At 62.7% G+C, this 20,741-nt stretch carries 18 protein-coding genes; 3 read left to right on the forward strand and 15 right to left on the reverse strand.

Going from position 1 to position 20,741, the window contains the following annotated elements:
* Positions 1 to 111: 111 nt before the first annotated feature.
* Positions 112 to 1,038: a 4,5-DOPA dioxygenase extradiol gene (gene ygiD / locus FSY59_RS20205; protein WP_148729657.1), complete on the reverse strand. Its 927-nt coding sequence runs from the start codon at positions 1,036 to 1,038 to the stop codon at positions 112 to 114.
* Positions 1,039 to 1,312: 274 nt separating this feature from the next.
* On the opposite strand from ygiD, the gene FSY59_RS20210 reads away from it, so the two are divergent.
* Positions 1,313 to 2,203 carry a CoA transferase gene (locus FSY59_RS20210; RefSeq protein WP_148729523.1) on the forward strand — a complete coding sequence of 297 codons (891 nt, stop codon included), beginning with the start codon at positions 1,313 to 1,315 and terminating at the stop codon, positions 2,201 to 2,203.
* 36 nt (positions 2,204 to 2,239) lie between these two features.
* On the opposite strand, the gene FSY59_RS20215 is transcribed toward FSY59_RS20210, so the two are convergent.
* From FSY59_RS20215 to FSY59_RS20225, 3 genes are all read right to left on the reverse strand, one after another.
* Complete coding sequence (locus FSY59_RS20215; protein WP_019042860.1) at positions 2,240 to 3,262, reverse strand: aldo/keto reductase; 1,023 nt, start codon at positions 3,260 to 3,262, stop codon at positions 2,240 to 2,242.
* A gap of 1,453 nt (positions 3,263 to 4,715) precedes the next feature.
* Positions 4,716 to 5,663: an alpha/beta hydrolase gene (locus FSY59_RS20220; protein ID WP_043373329.1), complete on the reverse strand. Its 948-nt coding sequence runs from the start codon at positions 5,661 to 5,663 to the stop codon at positions 4,716 to 4,718.
* A gap of 53 nt (positions 5,664 to 5,716) precedes the next feature.
* Entirely contained in the window at positions 5,717 to 7,177 is a 1,461-nt protein-coding gene (locus FSY59_RS20225) for an NAD(P)/FAD-dependent oxidoreductase (RefSeq protein ID WP_148729524.1), read from the reverse strand.
* Positions 7,178 to 7,407: 230 nt separating this feature from the next.
* On the opposite strand from FSY59_RS20225, the gene FSY59_RS20230 reads away from it, so the two are divergent.
* A complete protein-coding gene (locus FSY59_RS20230) occupies positions 7,408 to 8,415 on the forward strand; it encodes an AraC family transcriptional regulator (protein WP_255439604.1) in 1,008 nt (335 codons plus the stop codon).
* 151 nt (positions 8,416 to 8,566) lie between these two features.
* On the opposite strand, the gene FSY59_RS20235 is transcribed toward FSY59_RS20230, so the two are convergent.
* The 11 genes from FSY59_RS20235 to FSY59_RS20285 form a co-directional block, all read right to left on the reverse strand.
* The gene (locus FSY59_RS20235; protein WP_148729525.1) at positions 8,567 to 9,526 is read right to left on the reverse strand and encodes a Gfo/Idh/MocA family oxidoreductase; all 960 of its coding nucleotides are present in this window, start codon (positions 9,524 to 9,526) and stop codon (positions 8,567 to 8,569) included.
* A gap of 89 nt (positions 9,527 to 9,615) precedes the next feature.
* On the reverse strand, positions 9,616 to 10,485 hold the full coding sequence (locus tag FSY59_RS20240) for a class III extradiol dioxygenase subunit beta (protein ID WP_003054198.1): 870 nt from the start codon (positions 10,483 to 10,485) through the stop codon (positions 9,616 to 9,618).
* A 3-nt stretch (positions 10,486 to 10,488) separates the two neighbouring features.
* Complete coding sequence (gene ligA, locus FSY59_RS20245; RefSeq protein WP_003054194.1) at positions 10,489 to 10,947, reverse strand: protocatechuate 4,5-dioxygenase subunit alpha; 459 nt, start codon at positions 10,945 to 10,947, stop codon at positions 10,489 to 10,491.
* An 82-nt stretch (positions 10,948 to 11,029) separates the two neighbouring features.
* On the reverse strand, positions 11,030 to 11,947 hold the full coding sequence (locus FSY59_RS20250; RefSeq protein WP_019042089.1) for an amidohydrolase family protein: 918 nt from the start codon (positions 11,945 to 11,947) through the stop codon (positions 11,030 to 11,032).
* Between the two features lie 177 nt (positions 11,948 to 12,124).
* Complete coding sequence (gene ligK, locus FSY59_RS20255; RefSeq protein WP_019042088.1) at positions 12,125 to 12,808, reverse strand: 4-carboxy-4-hydroxy-2-oxoadipate aldolase/oxaloacetate decarboxylase; 684 nt, start codon at positions 12,806 to 12,808, stop codon at positions 12,125 to 12,127.
* A gap of 133 nt (positions 12,809 to 12,941) precedes the next feature.
* Positions 12,942 to 13,970 carry an amidohydrolase family protein gene (locus tag FSY59_RS20260; protein WP_148729526.1) on the reverse strand — a complete coding sequence of 343 codons (1,029 nt, stop codon included), beginning with the start codon at positions 13,968 to 13,970 and terminating at the stop codon, positions 12,942 to 12,944.
* A gap of 39 nt (positions 13,971 to 14,009) precedes the next feature.
* On the reverse strand, positions 14,010 to 15,407 hold the full coding sequence (locus FSY59_RS20265; RefSeq protein WP_148729527.1) for an MFS transporter: 1,398 nt from the start codon (positions 15,405 to 15,407) through the stop codon (positions 14,010 to 14,012).
* 162 nt (positions 15,408 to 15,569) lie between these two features.
* On the reverse strand, positions 15,570 to 16,262 hold the full coding sequence (locus FSY59_RS20270) for a substrate-binding domain-containing protein (RefSeq protein WP_003054184.1): 693 nt from the start codon (positions 16,260 to 16,262) through the stop codon (positions 15,570 to 15,572).
* Between the two features lie 384 nt (positions 16,263 to 16,646).
* Entirely contained in the window at positions 16,647 to 17,150 is a 504-nt protein-coding gene (locus tag FSY59_RS20275) for a hypothetical protein (RefSeq protein WP_148729528.1), read from the reverse strand.
* Between the two features lie 322 nt (positions 17,151 to 17,472).
* Positions 17,473 to 18,414 (reverse strand): PDR/VanB family oxidoreductase, encoded by a 942-nt coding sequence (locus FSY59_RS20280; RefSeq protein WP_148729529.1) that lies wholly within the window; start codon positions 18,412 to 18,414, stop codon positions 17,473 to 17,475.
* A gap of 8 nt (positions 18,415 to 18,422) precedes the next feature.
* Positions 18,423 to 19,388 (reverse strand): IclR family transcriptional regulator, encoded by a 966-nt coding sequence (locus FSY59_RS20285; protein WP_255439606.1) that lies wholly within the window; start codon positions 19,386 to 19,388, stop codon positions 18,423 to 18,425.
* On the opposite strand from FSY59_RS20285, the gene FSY59_RS20290 reads away from it, so the two are divergent.
* The gene (locus FSY59_RS20290; protein ID WP_148729530.1) at positions 19,377 to 20,690 is read left to right on the forward strand and encodes a Rieske 2Fe-2S domain-containing protein; all 1,314 of its coding nucleotides are present in this window, start codon (positions 19,377 to 19,379) and stop codon (positions 20,688 to 20,690) included. The two genes, FSY59_RS20285 and FSY59_RS20290, sit on opposite strands and share 12 nt — an antisense overlap.
* Positions 20,691 to 20,741: the final 51 nt, after the last annotated feature.

Genomic DNA, 20,741 nt, shown 5'->3' on the forward strand with positions numbered 1-20,741 from the left:
TCAGTGCCAGATCAATATTTGATAGCTGCTAGCGCTTTATCCATATAGTTTTCAGATACAAAAGTATCTAAAACCATTTTAAAACAAACGCATCAAGCTATCAAAATCATATCATGCACTCAATCCCCAGATGGCCGAGCGCATGGACAGCGCCGCATACTGGTAGGCCGTGTTGAACACGCGCGGCGCTTCGCCCTCCTGCACCGCCCCTGCCGCATACAGCAGGGGCAGATAGTGGTCGTGTGTGGGATGGGCCAGACGGGCCTGCGGGCCCCAGCCCAGGAAGGTGCTCAGATCGGCCAGATTGCCGCTGTCCAGGCGCTGCTGCACTTCGGTGTCGAACTGAATCGTCCAGTCATAGGCTTGGTTGTCGCTGGCACCGCGCTGCATGGCGCGCAGGTTGTGCACGACATTGCCGCTGCCCACGATCAGCACGCCGCGGTCGCGCAGCGCGCGCAGCTGGCGGCCCATCTCGAAATGCTTTTCGGGCGCCAGTCCATAGGGCATGCTCAGCTGCATGACGGGAATGCTGGCCTCGGGAAACATGGGCAGCAGCACCGACCAGGTGCCGTGGTCGAAGCCCCATTTCTGGTCCACCAGCAGCGCCGATCCGTCCAGCGGCGAATGCAGCTCGGCCGCCAGCTGCATGGCCACCTCGGGCGCGCCGGGAGCCGGATATTGCTGATCGAACAGCTCTTGCGGAAAGCCGCCGAAATCATGAATCGTGCGCGGCTGGGCCATGCCGGTCAGCGCCCAGTCGGACTCGGTCAGCCAGTGGGCCGAGACGCAGAGAATCAGCTGCGGCGCAATGCCCTTGGCCGTCAGCTCCTGGCCCAGCGCCTTCCAGCTCTGGCGCCAGTGCGTGTCCTCGATCACATTCATGGGACTGCCGTGGCCCAGGAACATCACCGGCATGCGCGGCGAGGGCTTGAGCTTCTGCAGCAGCTGCTCGGGCAACAGGGAAGAAGAAGTGGAGTTCATGGAAAAAGCCTTCCAGCCCCCGCCGGCGGCCAGCACGGAGGCTGCGCCCAGGGACAAAAGCGTACGTCTACGCATCTCGGTCAATCGAACACGCCCCTAGGGGCGTTTTTTTTACAGATAGGGCAAGCTTGCCACAGCGCAACAGCGCCTGAAAGCATCGCCAGCGCAACAGACTGTCCTGAAAGTGCCAGCACCAGGGCCCCGCTTGCACTACAACTGCAGTTGCACAAGCACGACCGGTGCCAATCGGCTCAGGCAAGGGCTTCGCTTCTAGCAAGCCATCCTGATGCACCCTGGTTTGCGCAAGTCCAGACAAGGAATACTCCCACTCATGCCCAGCACCGAGATTCAGCCCCTGCAAGGAATTCGCATACTCAGCCTGGCTCTGAACCTGCCCGGCCCCGCCGCCCTGTGGCGCTGCGCCGGCATGGGAGCCGATTGCCGCAAGCTCGAGCCCCTGGCCCCCGGCGCAGGCCGCAGCGCCGACCCCATGGGCCTCTACTGTCCCGATGCCTACGCGCAGATGCATGACAAGGTGCAAACCCTGCAGGCCGATCTCAAGACCGCCGAAGGTCAGGCCAGCCTGCATGCGCAACTGGCGCAAACCGATGTGCTGCTGACCTCGTTCCGTCCTTCTGCCCTGAGCAAGCTGGGCCTGGGCTGGGAAGCCCTGCAGCAGCGCTACCCGCGACTGTCGCTGGTGCGCGTGGTCGGCAGCGCGGGCGAGCTGGCCAATGTTCCCGGCCACGACCTCACCTATCAGGCCGAAGCGGGCCTCGTGCACAGCACCGCCCTGCCCCCCAGCCTGTTTGCCGATATGGCGGGGGCGCTGATGGCCAGCGAGGCCGTGCTCCAGGCCGTGCTGGTCAGCAGCCGCAGCGGACGCGGCATCCTGCGCGAAGTCGGACTGGCCCAGGCCGCGCAATGGCTGGCCCTGCCCTGGCACTGGGGCCTGACCCAGCCCGCGGGCGATGTCGGCGGCGCCCATGCGGGCTACCGCATCTACCCCTGCGCCGACGGCATCGTGGCCGTGGCCGCGCTGGAGCCTCACTTTGCCCAGCGCCTGAGCGAAGCGGCGGACCTGCTGCTCAGCCACCCAACCGATATGCGCAAGCCCGAGATCCATCAGGGCGTGGCCCGGTTTCTGGCCGCGCGCAGCTGTGCTGAGCTGATGCAGCTGGCCCAGGACAGGGATATTCCCCTGCACGCCCTGCCCGCCTAGGCCGCCCGAGCCCGCCAGCGCAATCTGCAACCGGCCTCAGGCCGGGCGTTTTTCAAACGCGTATTTCTCGGTATCCACCTCGCCCTGGCCTTGCAGTGCATAGCGATCACCGGCAATGGCTTCGGGCTTGAAGATGTCATCGAGCTCGGCCAGCAGCTCGGCATCAAGCTTGACGCTGCCGCCGCGAATGTCTTCGTGCAGATGCTCCACGCTGGTGGTGCCGGGCAAGGCAATCACATGCTCACCCTGGTGCAGCACCCAGGCGATGGCCAGCTCGGCCAGCGTGCAGCCGGCCTTTTCCGCCACGGCCTGCATGGGCGCCAGCAGGCGCAGATTCTGCGCATAGGCCTCGCCGGCAAAGCGCGGCATGGAGGCGCGGATATCGCCCTTGACCAGGTTGTCCACCTGCTGCAGCTTGCCGCTGAAGAAGGCGCGGCCCATGGGGCTGAAGGCCACATAGGCAATGCCCAGTTCCTTGCAGGCGGCGAGCGTGCCCAGCTCCGCGTTGCGCGACCACAGCGAATATTCGCTTTGCAGCGCGGCAATCGGGTGCTCCTTGTGCGCGCGGCGCAGCGCATCGGTCCCCACTTCCGACAGGCCCAGAGCGCGAACCTTGCCCTCTTCCTTCAGGCGTGCCATCTCGCCCACCGACTCCTCGATGGGCACGTTCCTGTCCCAGCGATGCAGATAGTAGAGATCGATCACATCGGTGCCCAGACGCTTGAGACTGTCTTCGCAGTTCTGGCGCAGGGTTTTGGGACGACCGTCGATGACGCGGCGCATCACGCCGTCTTCGCCGCGCACGCCGGCCATGCCGCATTTGCTGGCCAGGGTGATGTGGTTGCGGTGGGGCTTGAGCACAGGGCCGATCAGCGATTCGCTGGCGCCAAAGCCATAGAGAGCAGCGGTGTCGAACAGCGTCACGCCCGCATCCAGCGCCGCATGCAGCACGGCGTGCGACTGCTCGGTGGAGACGGGGTTGCCGTAGGCATGGCAGAAATTCATGCAACCCAGTGCGACACTGGCCACGCTGAATGGGCCGATTTTGCGGTTTTCCATTAACTTTCCTTAAGCATCCAAAGGCCTCCAACCGAACCAAGCGCGGGCGCAGGCCGCTATACAAGCTGGAGCAATATTATTCCAGCTCTGCCTTGTCGCCAGCGACAGGGCCCGGGTTTCGCCCCGGCAGGCGACTTGCTTTCTGACACGCCGATATGCCGGACCACCGAGAAGTCAACAAAGAACGCTATCAGACTAGGCGTCCCCTACCGTCCGCGTCCCTGCGCTTCGCTACGGGCAAACCTGCGTCACGGGGGGTGCGGGTGGCCTGCAAGAGTTATGACGAAATCGACCTCAAACGCCTACCCAGAAAGCGATAGCAGCTATCAAAAAGAAGCTATCCCGTATCCGGTATCGCCCTTTGTGCCCGCGCCTGCGGCGGCAATCTCTTGCGGTACGCGGCTGCACCGTAGAGTGCAGACGCATCGTGCTCTGACTTGCGGCCGCTTGTCTGAGCGAAGCGTGCACAGCACGCGCAGCAAGTTGGGCCGCACAGCCACAAGAGTTTGACGACGCAGGTTGCCCCGTAGCGCAGCGAAGGGGTCGAGGGCAGCAGGGCCGGCTCTTTGCCTGCTTTCTGGTGGTCCGGCACACCGGCAGCAGAAAGTAGGTCGGCAAGGCGGGCCGAAACCCGCCCTCTGTCAGTGAATCAAGCAGGTCATGTGCCTCGCTCACCAGTTCCTGCTATCGGAGATAGCAATAGAAGTTTCAAACCTAATCAGGCTCTAGCCCAGTTGCAGAAAGCGCAAGCAGCTATCAAAAAAAATTGCCTTGCCGCTAGCGACAGAGGCCTTGCTGGCCGCGCCGGGTCTCGCCCCGGCTGGCGACTCACTTTCTGACACGTCAGAAAGTAAGCAAAGAGCGCTTCCCGACCGTCCGCGTCCCTGCGCTTCGCTACGGGCAAACCTGCACCCCGCCATTCAGGCTGCGTGCCGCCCAACTCGCTGCGCGGCATAGCCGCTACGCTCAAACAGACGGCGGCAAGTCAGAGCACAAGGCAACGCTGTCCTGCGGCAGCGTTGCGCGCAGCCCGAACCGCGTGCCGCAGGCGCTGACACACGGGTGAACTCATGCTGCCAGCAAGAGTTATGGCGAAATCAATCTCAAATGCCCATCCAGAAAGCGATAACAGCCATCAAAAAGACAAAGAAGCTCTGGTATTGCCCCTTGTGCCCACGCCTGCGACGGCAAGCTCTTGGGGCTTAGGTTACCCCGTAGCGCAGCGAAGAAGTCGTGGCAGCAGGGCCGGCTCTTTGCCTGCTTTCTTGTGGTCAGGCACACCGGCGCAAGAAAGTAGGTCGGCTGGCGGGCCTAGACCCGCCGGGGCCGCCCAGCCCTCTGCAAATCAATCAAGCAGTTCGTTTGCCCAGCGCACCTTCTACTGCCATCAGGCCGACGGAGACTCGTTGCTCATCAAGCAAGTCTTCATGCCCGCGAGGTCCCGTTGGTTGACTCAGCGGGCTCTCGTTGTGAGCAGCGCGGCAAAGCGCTCGATGCTGTGCGTGATGACGGCCTGCGCGCCGGGCGACCAGCGACCCATGTCGAAGAAACCGTGGATCATGCCCGCACCTTCAATCAGCTCGGCCTGCCCGCCCGCAGCACGCAGCGCCTCGGCATAGGCCGCGCCCTGATCACGCAGCGGATCGAACTCGGCATTCACGATCACGGCGGACGGCAGGTTTGCCAGGCTCTTGGCCTGCAGCGGTGCCAGGCGCGGATCCAGCGCATCGGGGGAGGTGCCGGCGTAATGGTTGTAGAACCAGGCCATGGTCTCGGCCTCCAGGAAATAGCCCTTGGCGTTCTGCTCGGCGCTGGCGTACTCGGCGGCGGCGTGGTCTACCGCGGGGTAGATGAGGAATTGCGCAGCCAGGGCAATGCCCGCATCGCGCAGCTGCTGCGTCACCACGGCGCAAAAGTTGCCGCCGGCGCTATCGCCGGCCACGGCCACGGTGGCGCTGCCCCCCAGCGCATGCGCATTGGCGACCACCCATCGGGCGGCAGCTACGGCATCCTCTATGCCTGCGGGGAAGGGATGCTCGGGGGCAAGCCGGTAGTCCACCGACACCACCACGGCCTGCGCGCCACGGCAGATCTCGCGGCAGATATTGTCATGCGTGTCCAGGTTGCCGATGACATAGCCTCCGCCGTGGAAATAGGCCACGGTGGGAAAAGGCCCTGCGCCTTCGGGCCTGTAGATGCGCGCGGCCACTGGGCCTGCACCGCCGGGCACGGTCGTGTCCTGCACGCTGGCCACGGGCACGATCTGCTCGGGCGTGAGCGAGCCACGGGTCAGCGCCAGATAGCCGGCACGGCCCTCTTCGGGCGTGCCTTCGGCGGTGGATTTCCTGTTGGCAGCGGCCAGTTGCTGCAGGACGCCGGCCAGATGGGGATCGAGAGCCATGCTTGTAGTCTCCTGTCGTTACAAAGAGTGAGGGAACGGATACGGGGGCGGACCTAGCGATAGGCCAAGGCATCGTCCTGCAGCGATGCGGCAGGCAGAACCACGCGCTCTTCGGCGTACTCCAGGTCATGCCTCCAGGGCTGGCGGTCGCCCTGGCCGAACATGGCATCCTGCGCACGCAGCACATAGCCGGCGTTGAAGTTGTCGGCCTCTATCCATGACAGGCGCTGCATGCCGGCATCGGCTGCCGCCACGGTGGGCCGTACCTCGGCATGGCCTTGCTCGCGCATATGGGCAAGCAGGCGGCACACCCAGTCGCACACCAGGTCGCAGCGCAGCGTCCAGCTGGAGCGGAAGTAGCCCTGGGTGTAGGCCATATTGGGCAAGCCCTCGATCATCACGCCGCGGTAGGAGATGCGCTTGCGAAAATCCACCGGCGCGTCATCCACGCTGAACGCGATGCCGCCGAACAGCTTGAGATTGAAGCCCGTGGCAGTAACGATGATGTCGGCGTCCAGATGCCCGCCGCCGGTCAGCTGTATGCCGCTGCCATCGAAGCGCTCTATGGTGTCCGTCACCACCGAGGCCTTGCCTTCTCGCATGCTCTGGAAGAAGTCCCCGTTGGGCACCACGGCAATGCGCTGCTGCCAGGGGCGGTAGCCGGGGTTGAAGTGCCTATCGATGTCGAAGCCCTCTGGCAGATGGGAGCGGATCTCGCCAAGCAGGAAGGCACGCATCGCTTCGGGGTGCTGCCTGGAGGTCTGCACGATCTCGTCGGTGCGTGCGATAAAGGCGCGGCGCATGATCTCGTGGTACCAGTCCTCGGGCAGATTCAGAGGCTTGAGCAGCGGCACCAGCGGATGCTCGGACGCGGGCAGGAAAAAGGTGGGCGAGCGCTGCAGCATGGTCACATGGCCCGCATCCGGTGCCAGGCTGGGGATCAGCGTGGCCGCCGTGGCACCCGAGCCTATGACCACGATGCGCTTGCCCTCGTAATCCAGCTCCTGCGGCCAGTGCTGCGGGTGAATGACCTGGCCCTTGAAGTCCTTGAGCGTCGGCCACTCGGGCACATAGCCCCGGCCGTGGTCGTAATAGCCGGCGCAGACCCAGAGAAAACCGGTGGTGAAGGTCTGCACCTCGTCCGAGCCGCTGTGGGTGACTTCCAGCGTCCAGCGCCTGTCCTCGGACGACCAGCGGGCCGACTGCACCTTGTGGCCGTAGCGGATCAGCGGGGCCAGACCGTTCTCCTCAATGGTCTCGGCCAGGTAGTGGCGAATCTCGTCCGCCGTGGCAATGGCATTGCCCGTCCAGGGCTTGAAGCCATAGCCATAGGTGAACAGGTCGCTGTCCGAGCGCGCCCCCGGGTAGCGGTGCGTCCACCAGGTGCCGCCGAAGCCGTCCATGGCTTCGAGGATGGCGAGGCTGCGGTCCGCGAACTGCTCACGCAGATGACGCGCCGCACCAATGCCGGAAATACCGGCGCCGATGATGAGAAAGTCGAAATGCTGTGCCATACCGGGTGTCTCCTGCTTGTCTGCTGGTGCGTGAGCCGACAGGAATGTGCAGGGATCGCGGCCTTGAGGTGAAGCTCCTGCCTAGACCTGATTTGCGTCAACCGTGTCTGTCACGCAGACATGCTAGGTCTAGCCCTCTGGCAAAACTTGTGTTTGCGCGACAGGATTTTGATGTTGAACGACATGCAGTACATACCCCGATGCCTGCCAAGCCCGCTGATTCCGCCGTCATGACCAGTGTCCGCGCCGCCTCGCTCGCGGGCTTTGAAGACCTGGTGCGCACACAGGGCGGCGACCCCGCCGCCATCCTGGGCGCCTGCGGCCTGGTGCCTGACGATCTGGCCGACCCCGAGCGCTACCTGCCCAGCCACGCCGTGGCCCTGGCCATAGAGGAAGCGGCCTGCGTGCTGGGCGTGCAGGATTTCGGGCTGCGCCTGTGCGCCCGGCAAGGTGTCGAAACCCTGGGCCTGCTGGGGCTGGTCATACAGTCCGCGCCCACCGTGCGCGAGGGCATGATGCAGGGCGGCAAGTACGTCCACTTCCACAACCCCACCCTGAGCTACAGAACCTTCATGGCGCCTGACGAGGGGCTGGAATGCGTGGAAGTGCTTTCGCGCCTGCCCCCCCACGCCCACATGCCCCAGGGCACGGAAATCTGCGTGGCCTATATGTGCCGCCTGATCCATGTGCTGTCCGAAGGTGCGCTGCGCCCCTCCGCCATCCATCTGCGCCATGCCCCCGTGGGCAGCAGCGCGCAATACCGGCGGCACCTGGGCCAGTTGCCGCGCTTCGGCTCCAGCTTTGACGGCATTGCCATCGACCCGCTGGCCTGGCGTCAGCCCATGCCTCGCCACAACCGGCTGCTGCAGCAGTTTGTCGAACGTTTCCTGCTGGGAGCCGCGCCAGGCAGGAATACCAGTGTGACGGACCAGGTGCGCAGCGCGCTGGCCAATCTGGTTCGCATGGGCATGGCCGACCTGCCCTCGGCGGCACGCGCCCTGAGCCAGCACCCGCGCACCCTGCAACGACGCCTGCAAGCGGAAGGCGCGGCCTTCGAGGAACTGCGCGATAGCGCACGCAGGACCTGGGTGGCCCAATTGCTGGCACAGCCCGAGCTGAGCCTGGGCCATATCGCGCAATTGCTGGGGTATTCAGACCAGGCCGTGCTCACCCGAGCGTGCCAGCGCTGGTTTGGCCAATCCCCCCGTCAGCTGCGCCATGGTTCCCGGGAGGGATAGCCTCGGTACAGGCTCTGGATTCGGCCACACGAGAATGCGACCACGATCTCCTCGCGCAGCGACAGAGACTTTGCGCGATGAAACAAGCCCCCGCAGCCACAGGCTGGGGGGCTTGCGTGCGCAGATGCGCCAGTCAATCAGTCCGCGCTGATCAGTCCGCGTTCAGTTGCTGCTCCAGGTCATGCAGGACCTTATAGCAGTTGAAGACCTGCTGCACGCTGGAGTTGGGCTCGCGGCCTTCGCGGATGGCGGCGAAGAATTCGCGGTCCTGCAGCTCGATGCCGTTCATGGAGACATCGACCTGGGACACGTCGATCTTCTCGTCCTTGCCGGTATACAGATCGTCGTAGCGGGCCAGATAGGTGCCGGTGTCGCCGATGTAGCGGAAGAAGGTGCCCAGAGGGCCGTCGTTGTTGAACGACAGGCTCAGTGTGCAGATCGCGCCATTGGCCGCCTTGAGCTGGATGCTCATGTCCATGGCGATGCCCAGATCCTTGTGGATGGGGCCTTGCACGGCATTGGCCTTGACGATGGGGCTGCCGGCCTGGTAGGCGAACAGGTCCACGGTGTGGGCGGCATGGTGCCACAGCAGGTGGTCGGTCCAGCTGCGGGCCTGGCCCAGCGCATTCATATTGGTGCGGCGGAAGAAGTAGGTTTGCACATCCATCTGCTGGATGCTGAACTCGCCGGCCTCGATCTTCTTGTGCACCCACTGGTGGCTGGGGTTGAAGCGGCGGGTGTGGCCCACCATGGCCACCAGGCCGGTCTGCTTTTGCAGCTCGGCCACTTCCTGGGCGTCCTTCAGGGCATCGGCCAGGGGAATCTCGACCTGCACATGCTTGCCGGCCTTCATGCAGGCAATGGCCTGCTCGGCGTGCATCTGCGTGGGCGTGCACAGGATCACGGCATCGACTTCGGGCAGCGCCAGGCTTTCGGCCAGATCGGTTGCCACATGTGCGATACCGTATTTGTCGGCCACTTCCTTGGTCTGGTCAAAGCGGCGACCGACCAGGGAGACGACTTCCACGCCGTCGATGTTCTTGATGCCGTCCAGGTGCTTGATGCCGAAGGCACCCGCGCCAGCCAGCGCTACTTTGATGGTCTTGCTCATGATTGGGATCTCCGTAGAGCCGCCTCAGGGAGGCGAAGCCCCCCACAGGGGGGCAGTGAATACGCGAAGCAGCGAACGTGGTGAAACGTTCACTGATTCTCGAGGATCAGATGGCCCACTGCGGTGTTCGATGCGGGCACATGGTAGAAGCGGTGCGCCACCTTGGGCAGCGGTGCGGGGCCGTCCACATCGGACATGGCACCACGCGCAATCAGCCACATCACCAGCTCGATGCCTTCAGAGCCGGCCTCGCGCACATAGTCGATATGCGGCATCTGGGCCAGTCCATGCGGGTTCTCGACCAGCAGATCCAGGAACTGGTTGTCCCATTCCTTGTTGATCAGGCCAGCGCGCGCGCCCTGCAGCTGGTGGCTCATGCCGCCCGTGCCCCAGATATGCACATTGATGTCCTGGTCGTAGCTCTCCACGGCCTTGCGGATGGCGCGGCCCAGGTTGAAGCAGCGCTGGCCCGTGGGCACGGGATACTGCACCACGTTCACGGCGAAGGGAATCACCGGGCAGGGCCAGGAGCCGGTCTTGGGGTCCTGCTCGCCGCACATCAGCGACAGCGGCACGGTCAGGCCATGGTCCACGTCCATCTTGTTGACGATGGTCAGGTCGAAGTCCTGCTGGATCACGGACTGGGCAATATGGCTTGCCAGATCGGGATGGCCGACCACCTTGGGCACGGGACGCGGGCCCCAGCCTTCGTCGGCGGGCTGGAATTCCGCAGCCGTGCCGATGGCGAAGGTCGGAATGCAGTCCAGGCTGAAGGCCGTGGCGTGGTCGTTGTAGACTAGGAAGATCACGTCGGGCTTGTTGTCCTTCATCCACTGGCGGGAGAAGTCATAACCCTTGAACAGGGGCGCCCAGTAGGCTTCCTGCGTCTTGCCCATGTCCATGGCGGCGCCGATGGCAGGCACGTGCGAGGTGAAAACGGATGCGGTGATGCGTGCCATGTCTTAGTTGCCTTCCTGGTTCTGGTTGCCTGCGCTGCGAGCACTTCCTTGTGGCTGATGGTGTGCCTGCGCATCGCCATCCTCGCCCACATAGCGGTTGCCTTCGGCAGAGCGGCCTCCGCCCATCATCATGGCGCGGTACTCTTCTTCGGTCATGCCGGTCATGGAGCCAGCCATCTGCTGGAAGCTCTTGCCGTCGGTGGCGCCGATCTTGGCCAGGAAATAGATATTGCCGCCGGTGCGCATGCACCAGTTCAGATCGCGCGCCAGCACGGCCTGCTTCTGCTCTTCGGTCATCGCCCACTCGTCGAGATAGGCACGCTCGTTGGCGCGGAAGCGCTCACGGTTCTCTGCCTTCATCAGGCTCATGCAGAACTGGTTGAGCCAGTAGCCCTTGCGGGACTGCTCGGCATCGAAAATGATGGTGCCGGGCACGTCCAGATACGGTTTTTCCAAAGCCATAAATTCTCCTCGTTAACGGATGGCGCAGCCCATGCGACAAGGCTGCAGCCTGTTTCCGGGTGTATGTGTCGCCGGAACTCCGTCAGACCTCTTCGGGCCAGTACAGACGCATGGGGTTGTCCACCAGCAGCTTTTGCTGCAGCTGCGCGGTGGGAGCGATATGGGGAATGAAGTCCACCAGCAGGCCGTCGTCGGGCATGTGGTCCTTCAGGTTGGGGTGCGGCCAGTCCGTTCCCCAGAGCACGCGATCGGGGAACTCCTCGACCACGCGGCGCGCGAAAGGCACCACGTCCTGGTAGGCATTCTGCTCACCATGAAGCGCCTTGGGGCCGGTGACGGACAGACGCTCGGGGCAGGACACCTTGCTCCAGACGTTCTGGTGCTCGCGCATGAACTTCAGGAACAGGGCGAACTCTTCGCTGTCCACGCCCTTGGTGACGTCGGGGCGGCCCATGTGGTCGACCACCACGGTGGTGGGCAGCGCGGTGAAGAAGTCCCAGAGCTCGGGCAGGTCCACAGCTTCGAAATAGATCACCACATGCCAGCCCAGCTTGGCGATGCGGCCCGCGATCTCCATCAGCTCGTCCTTGGGCGTGAAGTCCACCAGACGCTTGACGAAGTTGAAGCGCACGCCGCGCACGCCGGCGTCATGCAGGGCCGAGAGTTCGGCATCGCTGATGGAGCGCTTGACCGTGGCCACGCCACGGGCCTTGCCGCCCGAGGACTTGCAGGCATCGACCATGGCGCGGTTGTCCGCACCGTGGCAGGTGGCCTGCACCACCACATTGCGTGCAAAACCCAGATGGTCGCGCAGCGCATACAGCTGGGCCTTGCTGGCGTCGCAGGGGGTGTACTTGCGCTCGGGGGCGAAGGGGAACTCGTTGCCGGGGCCGAACACATGGCAGTGCGCATCCACAGCGCCGGCAGGCAGCTTGAACTGGGGCTTGCTGGGGTTGGCATACCAATCCATCCAGCCGGGGGTCTTTTCAAATTCGCTCATTTGTCTTTTCCTCGATGGTCTGTGAGTGGGCCATAGCCGCCAATACTGGCGCCGCACAACTCAGAGATGCCAAGCAAGAGCCGCCTCGCAGCGAGGGCATCGCCCCCCTTCGCATTGCCAAGCAAAGCGAGAGAGGAGGAAGGCGCGGGGCCGCCTAGGCGAAGCGACTCAGGGGGGTTAATCAATATATTTCAGGCCGGCCTTTTCCAGGGGCTCGCGCATCTTGTACATATCCAGGCCGAGGATGCCCGAGGCCAGCTTGGCGCGCTTCTCGCCTTCGAAGCTTTCACGCTTCTGGGCGGCGGCCAGCACTTCCACGGCACGCGCGGCGGGCACGCAGACCACGCCGTCGTCGTCGGCCACGATCACGTCACCGGGCGTGACCAGCATGCCGGCGCAGACGATGGGGATGTTGACCGAGCCCAGGGTGGCCTTGATCGTGCCCTTGGAAGAGATGGCCTTGCTCCAGACCGGAAAGTCCATCTCCTGCAGCGTCTTCACGTCGCGCACGCCGGCATCGATGATCAGCGCACGTGCGCCGCGCGCCTGGAAGCTGGTGGCCAGCAGATCGCCGAAGTAGCCGTCGGTGCACTCTGCGGTGACGGCTGCGACCACGATGTCGCCGGGCTGAATCTGCTCGGCAGCCACATGCATCATCCAGTTGTCGCCGGGCTGCAGCAGCACCGTGACGGCGGTGCCCGAGACCTGCTTGCCGGCATAGATGGGGCGCATATAGGGCTTGAGCAGACCGACGCGGCCCATGGCCTCGTGCACGGTGGCGGAGCCCAGGGCGGCCAGGCCGTCAGCAGCAGCGCGGTCGGCGCGCTGGATATTGCGGTAGACAACTCCCAGTTCGTACATGGAAATACCTCTTTGCTAAGACGTTATTGAATCAAAAAAGTGAGCTGCCATCGCATGCCATACATCAAATTTGAATAGTTTTCATATTGAAAACGTTTCATTACCTACGGTAGCAGCTCTCTTTTTTGAGAAGTTACAGACCCTTGGCCTTCAGCGCCTTGTCCAGGCGCGTGAACACACGGCGGGCATTGCCTTCGTAGACGGCGTGCTTTTCATCGGCCGTCAGGTTCTGCGTGGCTTCGATGTAGCGCTTGGTGTCGTCGTAGTAGTGACCGGTCTGCGGATCGATGCCGCGCACGGCGCCGATCATTTCGCTGGCGAACAGAATGTTCTTGGTCGGAATCACTTCCGTCAGCAGATTGATGCCGGGCTGGTGGTAGACGCAGGTGTCGAAGTAGATGTTGTTGAGCAGATGCTCTTCCAGCAGCGGCTTCTTCATCTCCTGCGCCAGACCGCGGAAACGGCCCCAGTGGTAAGGCACGGCGCCGCCGCCATGGGGGATCAGGAACTTCAGGGTCGGGAAGTCCTTGAACAGATCCGAAGTCAGGCACTGCATGAAGGCCGTGGTGTCGGCATTCAGATAGTGGCTGCCCGTGGTGTGGAAGCAGCTGTTGCAGCTGGTAGAGACATGGATCATCGCGGGGATGTCGTACTCCACCATCTTTTCGTAGATCGGGTACCAGCTCTTGTCGTACAGCGGAGGCGAAGTCCAGTGGCCGCCCGAGGGATCGGGGTTCAGGTTCAGACCCACGTTGCCGTATTGCTCCACGCACTTGACCAGCTCGGGAATGCAGGTTGCAGGGTCCACGCCGGGCGACTGGGGCAGCATGGCGGCGGGAATGAAGTGATCGGGGAACAGCTCGCTGACGCGGAAGCACAGCTCGTTGCAGATGGCGGCCCAGGTGCTGGAGGTCTGGAAGTCACCGATGTGGTGCGCCATGAACGAGGCACGGGGGCTGAAGATGGTCAGATCGGAACCACGCTCCTTCATCAGGCGCAGCTGGTTGGTTTCGATGGTCTCGCGGATTTCATCGTCGCTGATCTTCAGATCGGCCACCGACGGGGTCTTGCTCGGGTCCTTGAGGCCGGCGATCTGCAGATCGCGCCATGCGCCCAGGGCCGCTGGCGCCGTGGTGTAGTGACCGTGTACGTCAATGATCATCTTCAAGCTCCGTTCAAAATAATTCGTCTATCAAAAAGTTCAGTGCGCGCCGCCCAGGCCCAGCATGGAGGTGCGCGGTGCGCCGCCGGCATAGCGGTTCTTGACCAGCAGCGCCAGCGCAGCGATGACGCCGGGAATGGCGACCACCATGAAGACCTGCGGCAGCTCCAGGTGACGGCGCGACAGCTCGGCCACCAGGAAAGAGCCGGCAATGCCGCCAAAGCGGCCGATGCCCAGCATCCAGGACACGCCGCTGGCACGGCATTCCGTGGGGTAGTACTCGGCAGCCAGCGCCTGCATGGACGACTGTGCCGCATTCATCAGCAAACCGGCAATGAAGACCGAAGCCACCAGCATGCCCACGCCGCCGCCGAGCACCTGGCCGATGAAGGCCACGCCCAGGCTGGTCAGGAAGTAGCCGGCCGCAATGATCAGATTGGCATTCCAGCGGTCCATCAGCAGACCGACAAAGATCGCGCCCACGCCGCCGAGCTGGAACAGCGCGGCAATCACGGCAGCCTGGCTGGCGGGCACGCCCGCCTCCTTGAACAGCACGGGCATCCAGTTGACCAGGCCATAGACGATCACCAGGCCCATGAAATACGTCACCCACAGGGCCAGCGTGCCGACCAGATATTTCTGCGAGAACACCAGACGCAGGCCCTGGGGACCCTGCTGTGCCTGGGCGGCAGCCTCGCCGCCGTCGTTCAGAACGAAGCGCGCGGCATTGCGCGTGCCTGCGGCGATGCGCACCATCACCTTGCGTACGCGGTCGGCCGAGTAGTTCTTGAGCACCATGAAGCGCACCGACTCGGGCAGCATCACGATCATCAGCACGGCCAGGATCAGGGGCACCACGCCGCCCACGATCAGCAGGCTGCGCCAGCCGAAATGCGGAATCATCCAGGCCGCGATAAAGCCGCCGAAGGCCGAGCCGATGGGGAAACCGCAGAACATGCAGTTGGTGATGAAGGAACGCTTGCTGTCGGGGCAGTATTCGTTCATCAGCGTGATGGCGTTGGGCATGGCGGCGCCAAGACCCAGGCCGGTGATGAAGCGCCAGATGGTCAGGCCTTGCAGATCGTGCACCAGACCGGAGGCAATCGATGCACCGCCCATCACCAACGCAGCGATGATCAGCACGGTCTTGCGGCCCACGCGGTCCGCCAGCGGACCCGCGCCCAGCGCGCCGAACGCCAGGCCGAACAGGGCCGCGCTCAGCACCGGGCCCAGATGGGATTTGTCGATGCCCCATTCGCCGAGCAGCGAAGGCGCGATGAAGCCGATGGCGGCGGTATCAAAACCGTCGAGCAGAACAATCAAAAAACAGAGGAAGAAAATCCCCCACTGGAAGCCCGAGAACGGGCTCTCGTTGAGCACGGTCTGCACGTTGACGACCGTCGGGTCGGTGTTCTGTTTGCTAGTTTGCGAAGTCATAGTTGGAATCTCAGTTGCCTCTCTTTGTCGCCTCTATCTCCTGTCTCGCGGCTGGCGCCAAAGCCTCAAAGGCATCTGGTACGTCCGTCACGAAAGGGCTATGACTGCCCTTTTGCTGGATGGGTTGCAGTGCCCAGGCCCCCGCCTGGACACGAAATCAATTCAAGCGGGCTCCATGCCCTGGCGGCGCTTGGCCGCTGCGGCCTCGGGCGAAGCCATGAAGGCCAGCAGGCGCTGCACGGCATCGGCATGGGCCGAGCCCGCCACCAGGCCGGCAGAAAACACGGTGTCGATGGCAATCGCAGCAGGCAGGCCGCCCACGATCCTGATGCCCTCGACATGGATCAGCTCGCTCAGCTGCTGAAAGCCCAGCGCCACTTCGCCCGAGGCAATCATGGAGCCCACGGGAACGCCGGGCCTGGCCTGCACGATGCGGGACTGGATCTCGTCGGCAATGCCCCAGCGCTCGAACAGCTTTTGCAGCGCCACACCACTGGGGCCGGTGGAGTAACCAATGCTGGGCGCGGCCAGCACGGCAGCGCGCACGGCCTCTTCCGAGCCGATATCGGGCTGCGCCGCAGCGGCAGGCACGGCCACGGCGGTGCTGGAGAGCACCAGATCCACCTTGCTGCCTGCAACCACGCGGCCGGCGGCCTGCAGCTTGTCGATGGCGTTGGAGGCCAGGAAGACCACATCGAAGGCCTCTGCGCCGGACTGCACACGCTGCGCGGCATCCACACCGCCCACGGATTCGATCTGCACCGGCTCGCCGCCCTGCTCCTGCCAGGCTGCGGCCAGATCGGCGAGGACCTGGCGGGTTGCCATGGAAGAAATGCCCTTGAGTGCTGCGCTCATGCCGAAAGACTCCTGAAGTGGATGCAGTGGCTGCCCCGCCAGATTCCGCAACCCAGCCTTCCAGGCTTTGCGAGCCACTCCCTCATGCTGCGGGCACACTGCACCGGCAGGACAGGGACGCTCGACAGGGTTTGCGCAAGGGCAACCATCTAGTCAAAACGAATGAGACTATTGTCGATAGCCCCGAGCGCCCCTACTAGGCAAGCCCTCCGCTAGCAGCTATGCCAGGAAGGCATAGCAAAGTGCTTGCTCATATCACGTATAAATACCTACAAACAAACCACAAATCCAATAAAGAGAAAAGGCTGAATGCTATTTTTTCAATAGCAACCAGCCTTCATTGCTGTGCATAAGCAACAGTAAAATTAGTGGTTAACCCCTAATTTAGTCGCCATGGCGTCCATGTCCACGGCCGTGACCATGACCGTGCCCCCGGTCGTCGCGATCATGCCTGTCCCAGTCACGTCGGTCGTGGCGATCGCCTCGGTCCCAGTGGCGATGATCGCGGCGTTCGTCACGCCAGTCGCGCCTGTCGTGATGGTGATGCGGCGGTGGTGCTGCACGCCAATGGGGTGGCGGATTGCGCAGGAAATAGACCGGCTGGCCGCAGGCATGGTAGCGACCGCAGTAACGGCGCCAGTTGCGCGAATGACCGGGTGGCACCCACATATAGATGGGCTGCACCTGCGGCACCACCGGGCCGCCCCACATCGGCTGGGCATAAAGCACCTGCGGCGGCGCATTGCCGATATTGACCTGACCGTAAACCCCGGGCGCCAGCTGCCCGGAAACGGAGCCACTGATATAGGCCTGGGCCTGGGCGGCACCCGCTGCGCAAACCAGCGCCAGGGCCGCCAGGCAGCGAGTGAGTGAAGTGCGATTGGACATATGTCTCCATGCTCGATTGAGATCACCGTGGGGCCGGCGAGATCGCGCTTCAACCCGGAAACGCTTAAGCCCTTAACGCGCCAGAGCCGGTTCCCGCTGACCTGTATCCATCTCGAAGCGTAAAGAGGCGTAATGCGCGGATTCGGCTCAATCGGCTGAACGGGCCGGCCAGCCTCTGACCTGATCGTCCGGCCCCACATCTCACCGCCCACAGATGCAGCGCAAGCTCGATTGCGCCATGCACCATCCTATGGCGGCGCCGGGCCTTGCCGACACGCCGCCAGAAGCCATCACGCTAAGGCAAAGGGCGATCGCCATGCGCTCAGAGCGCAATCACGAGCATGCTGGACTTGGCCCGCGAACAGCAAGGCAGGAAGACGCTGCAAGACTGCTTTTCATCGTCCGTGAGGTACATGTCGCGATGCTCGGGCTCCCCCTCGACCACCCTGGTCAGACAGGTCCCGCACACGCCTTGCTCGCACGAGACCGGAATCTGTATGCCTGCAGCGGCCAGCGCATTGACCACCGTGACCCCCTCTGGCACCCGCACGATCCGGCCCTGCCCTTGAATCTCGATGTCGAATCCGCTGGAGTCGGCCTGCGAGACCTGCGCAGCAAACAATTCGCAGTGCACGCGATCCGAAGCCCAGCCCAGGCTTTGGGCACAGTCCAGGACCGCGTCGATGAGACCTTTGGGGCCACACACATAAAGGTGGGCATCGGCGGCGGGATTCTCCAGCAAGGCTGCCAGCGCCAGCCCGCCTTGGTCGTCAAAGTGAAACTGCGCGTGCTCGCCCAGCTCTGCAGCCAACAGGTCATGGAACGCCATCTTGCTGCGGCTGCGTGCGGCGTAATGCAGACGAAAGCCGCGTCCCAGTGCCTGCAGACGACGCGCCATGCTCACCATCGGGGTGATGCCGATGCCGCCAGCTATCAGCAGCGAATGGGCCGCCTCCTCCCGCAGCGCAAAGTGGTTGCGCGGTTGGCTGATCCAGAGCTCGTCGCCCTGCTGCACCGCAGCGTGCATGTTCACCGACCCGCCACGGCCCTGCGGACTTCTGAGGACGGCAATCTGGTAATGCTCACCCGGCGTATTCATCAAAGAATACTGACGGATGAGGCCATTGGGCAGATGCACGTCAATATGCGATCCCGGTGAGAAATGCGGCAGCGGCTGCGGCCCGGCGGCTTCCAGCCGGTAGCTGGATATTTCATCGGTTTCCGCTGTTTTCCGCGTCACTTTGACCTTGATTTTTCCCACCATGGACTCCCTTACCTCATTGCAACACCCCCCGTCAAACTGCCAACCAGCGACAGCAATCGAGGGCCGTAATTGGACTCAAGCTCGCCTTTTGCCACCTGATATGACTGCAACACGCAATTCATGACGGCAATTTCCATATTCGGCTCCCGGATCAAGGGAACCGCCACCGCATAAATATCAGGCCTCAAATCACCATACGAATAACAAAAGCGCTTTACCCTGTATTCCGCCAAGCTACGCTCCACCGCCTCGCCAAATTTTTCCCAGAGCTCCGGGGTTTTCACCTTGGCCTCATTGAGCAAGGCGTCCCGCTCCACGGAAGTGCAGGCACATAAATAGGCTCGACCAATTGCACTCGAAATCATCGAATGTGCCATCCCTACTTCAGCCATATTGGCGGAGTACACAGAGCGAGCCCTTGCCGTCTCCACATAAACCATTTGCATGCGCTCCCGAAAACCGAGAGAGACCGAGCCTTGAACCGCATTGGCAAAATCATGCATGGCGGGCCTGGCCATTTGGCGTACCCCGAGATTCGCAAGCAAAGGGTAGGCCAGGGTCAGGATCGCCGGAGCCAGCAGATAGCGGCCCGTGTCCTTGTCAGAGCGCAAATAGCCCAATTGCATCAAGGTATAGGTGAAGCGGGACACCGTCGCTTTCGGCATACCCGTCAACTCCGAAAGCTCCTTGTTGCTCAGGCTTCCGCGCTCCGGCGAGAAGCAACGCAGCACATCCATGCCTCTGGCAAGCGTGTAGGCGAACTGTCGATCCGAGGGATTTTTATCGTCTTGAGGGTAATCAACCATGGTTTGACTCGCTAAGCAGAACTTTGTTTCGACATGCGAAACAAAACATATTTTCTGTTCCGAATCGAAAAACAATATACGCATATTCCAGCTTTGTCCACCCTGCTGGATCAAACCAAGAACGTATCCAGCCGATTCCATCCCCACGGAGCGCCCATGTTGAACCATGAAGACAACCAGCTATTGACATCGACCCTGCCTCAAACCGGTATGGGTGATTATTTCAGGAGGTTTTGGCAGCCCGTTTTGCTATCGTGTGAACTTCCCGATGCCGATGGCCCTCCCAAGAAAGTAAAGATCCTCGGCGAAGATCTTCTGGCCTTCCGGGATACCGATGGCTTTGTGGGCTTGGTGGATCATGTTTGTTCACATCGCGGCGCCAGCCTCTATTACGGCCGAAATGAAGAAAACGGCATTCGCTGCGTCTTTCACGGCCTCAAATTCGATCGCCATGGAAAATGCATCGATATTCCGATTGCCGCTCCAGGCACCTGCCGTGAAAAGCTCAATCTCAAGTCTTACCCCACGCACGAGGCCGGGGGATATATCTGGGCCTATATGGGCCCCAGGGAGGAAACTCCCGAATTCCCGGCCATGGAATTCACCGCCGTTCCGGCGAATCATGTTTACGTCTCGAAAAAATGGCAGGACTGCAATTGGGCCCAGTGCCTGGAAGGCGCCATCGACACCGCCCATTTCTCGTTTCTTCACATGGTGATTGCCAAGGACGAAGAAGAGGCACTGAGCAAGCTGCAGCACGCGGCCATCGGCGCGCAATCCGCCCAGAACGCACGCATCCGCTGGGTCAAGGACGACCCGACGCCCAAGTTCGAAGTGCTGGAAACCGATGTCGGTCTGACGATTGGTGGCGCTCGCAAGGCCGACGGCGATGATCTGTACTGGCGCATTGCCCAGTTCCTGCACCCCAACCATGCGCTTGTGCCGAGTGCCTTTCCTGGAGAGAACTACCACGGCCAGACCTTTGTGCCCGTGGATGACCACTCCTGCTGGATCTACACCTACACATGGAACCCCGATCGCCCGCTCACGGATGAGGAAATCGCGCGCTGCAAGATAGGCCATACCGTGCACGCGCAGGTCGACGACAACTACGTTCCTCTGCGCACCAAGGGCAATGACTACCTGATTGACCGTGCCGCCCAAAAAAGCCACAGCTTCACGGGCATCGAGGGCGTCTCCGAGCAGGATGCCGCCATCCAGGACAGCCAAGGCCCGATTGCCGACCGCACCCGCGAGCACCTCTTCCCGACCGATGTGGGCGTTGCGCGCTTTCGTCGCCACATGCTGCAGGCGGTGCGTGCGCTGAAGGAAACACAGCAAGCCCCCAAGGCGGCAGCCCCTGCCGGGTCCTACAAGATGCGTTCCGGCGGCTGGGTGGCACACAAGGACAAGAAGCTGCACGAAGTGATGGTCGAGCGCTTCGGCCACCAACAGGGCATCGTGGCATGAGCACGATCGCCAGCAGCCTCAAGCAGAAGCTGTAATCGGGCCAGCAGGTCG

This window comes from Comamonas sp. Z3, assembly GCF_008121565.1.
GTDB lineage: Bacteria > Pseudomonadota > Gammaproteobacteria > Burkholderiales > Burkholderiaceae_C > Comamonas > Comamonas brasiliensis.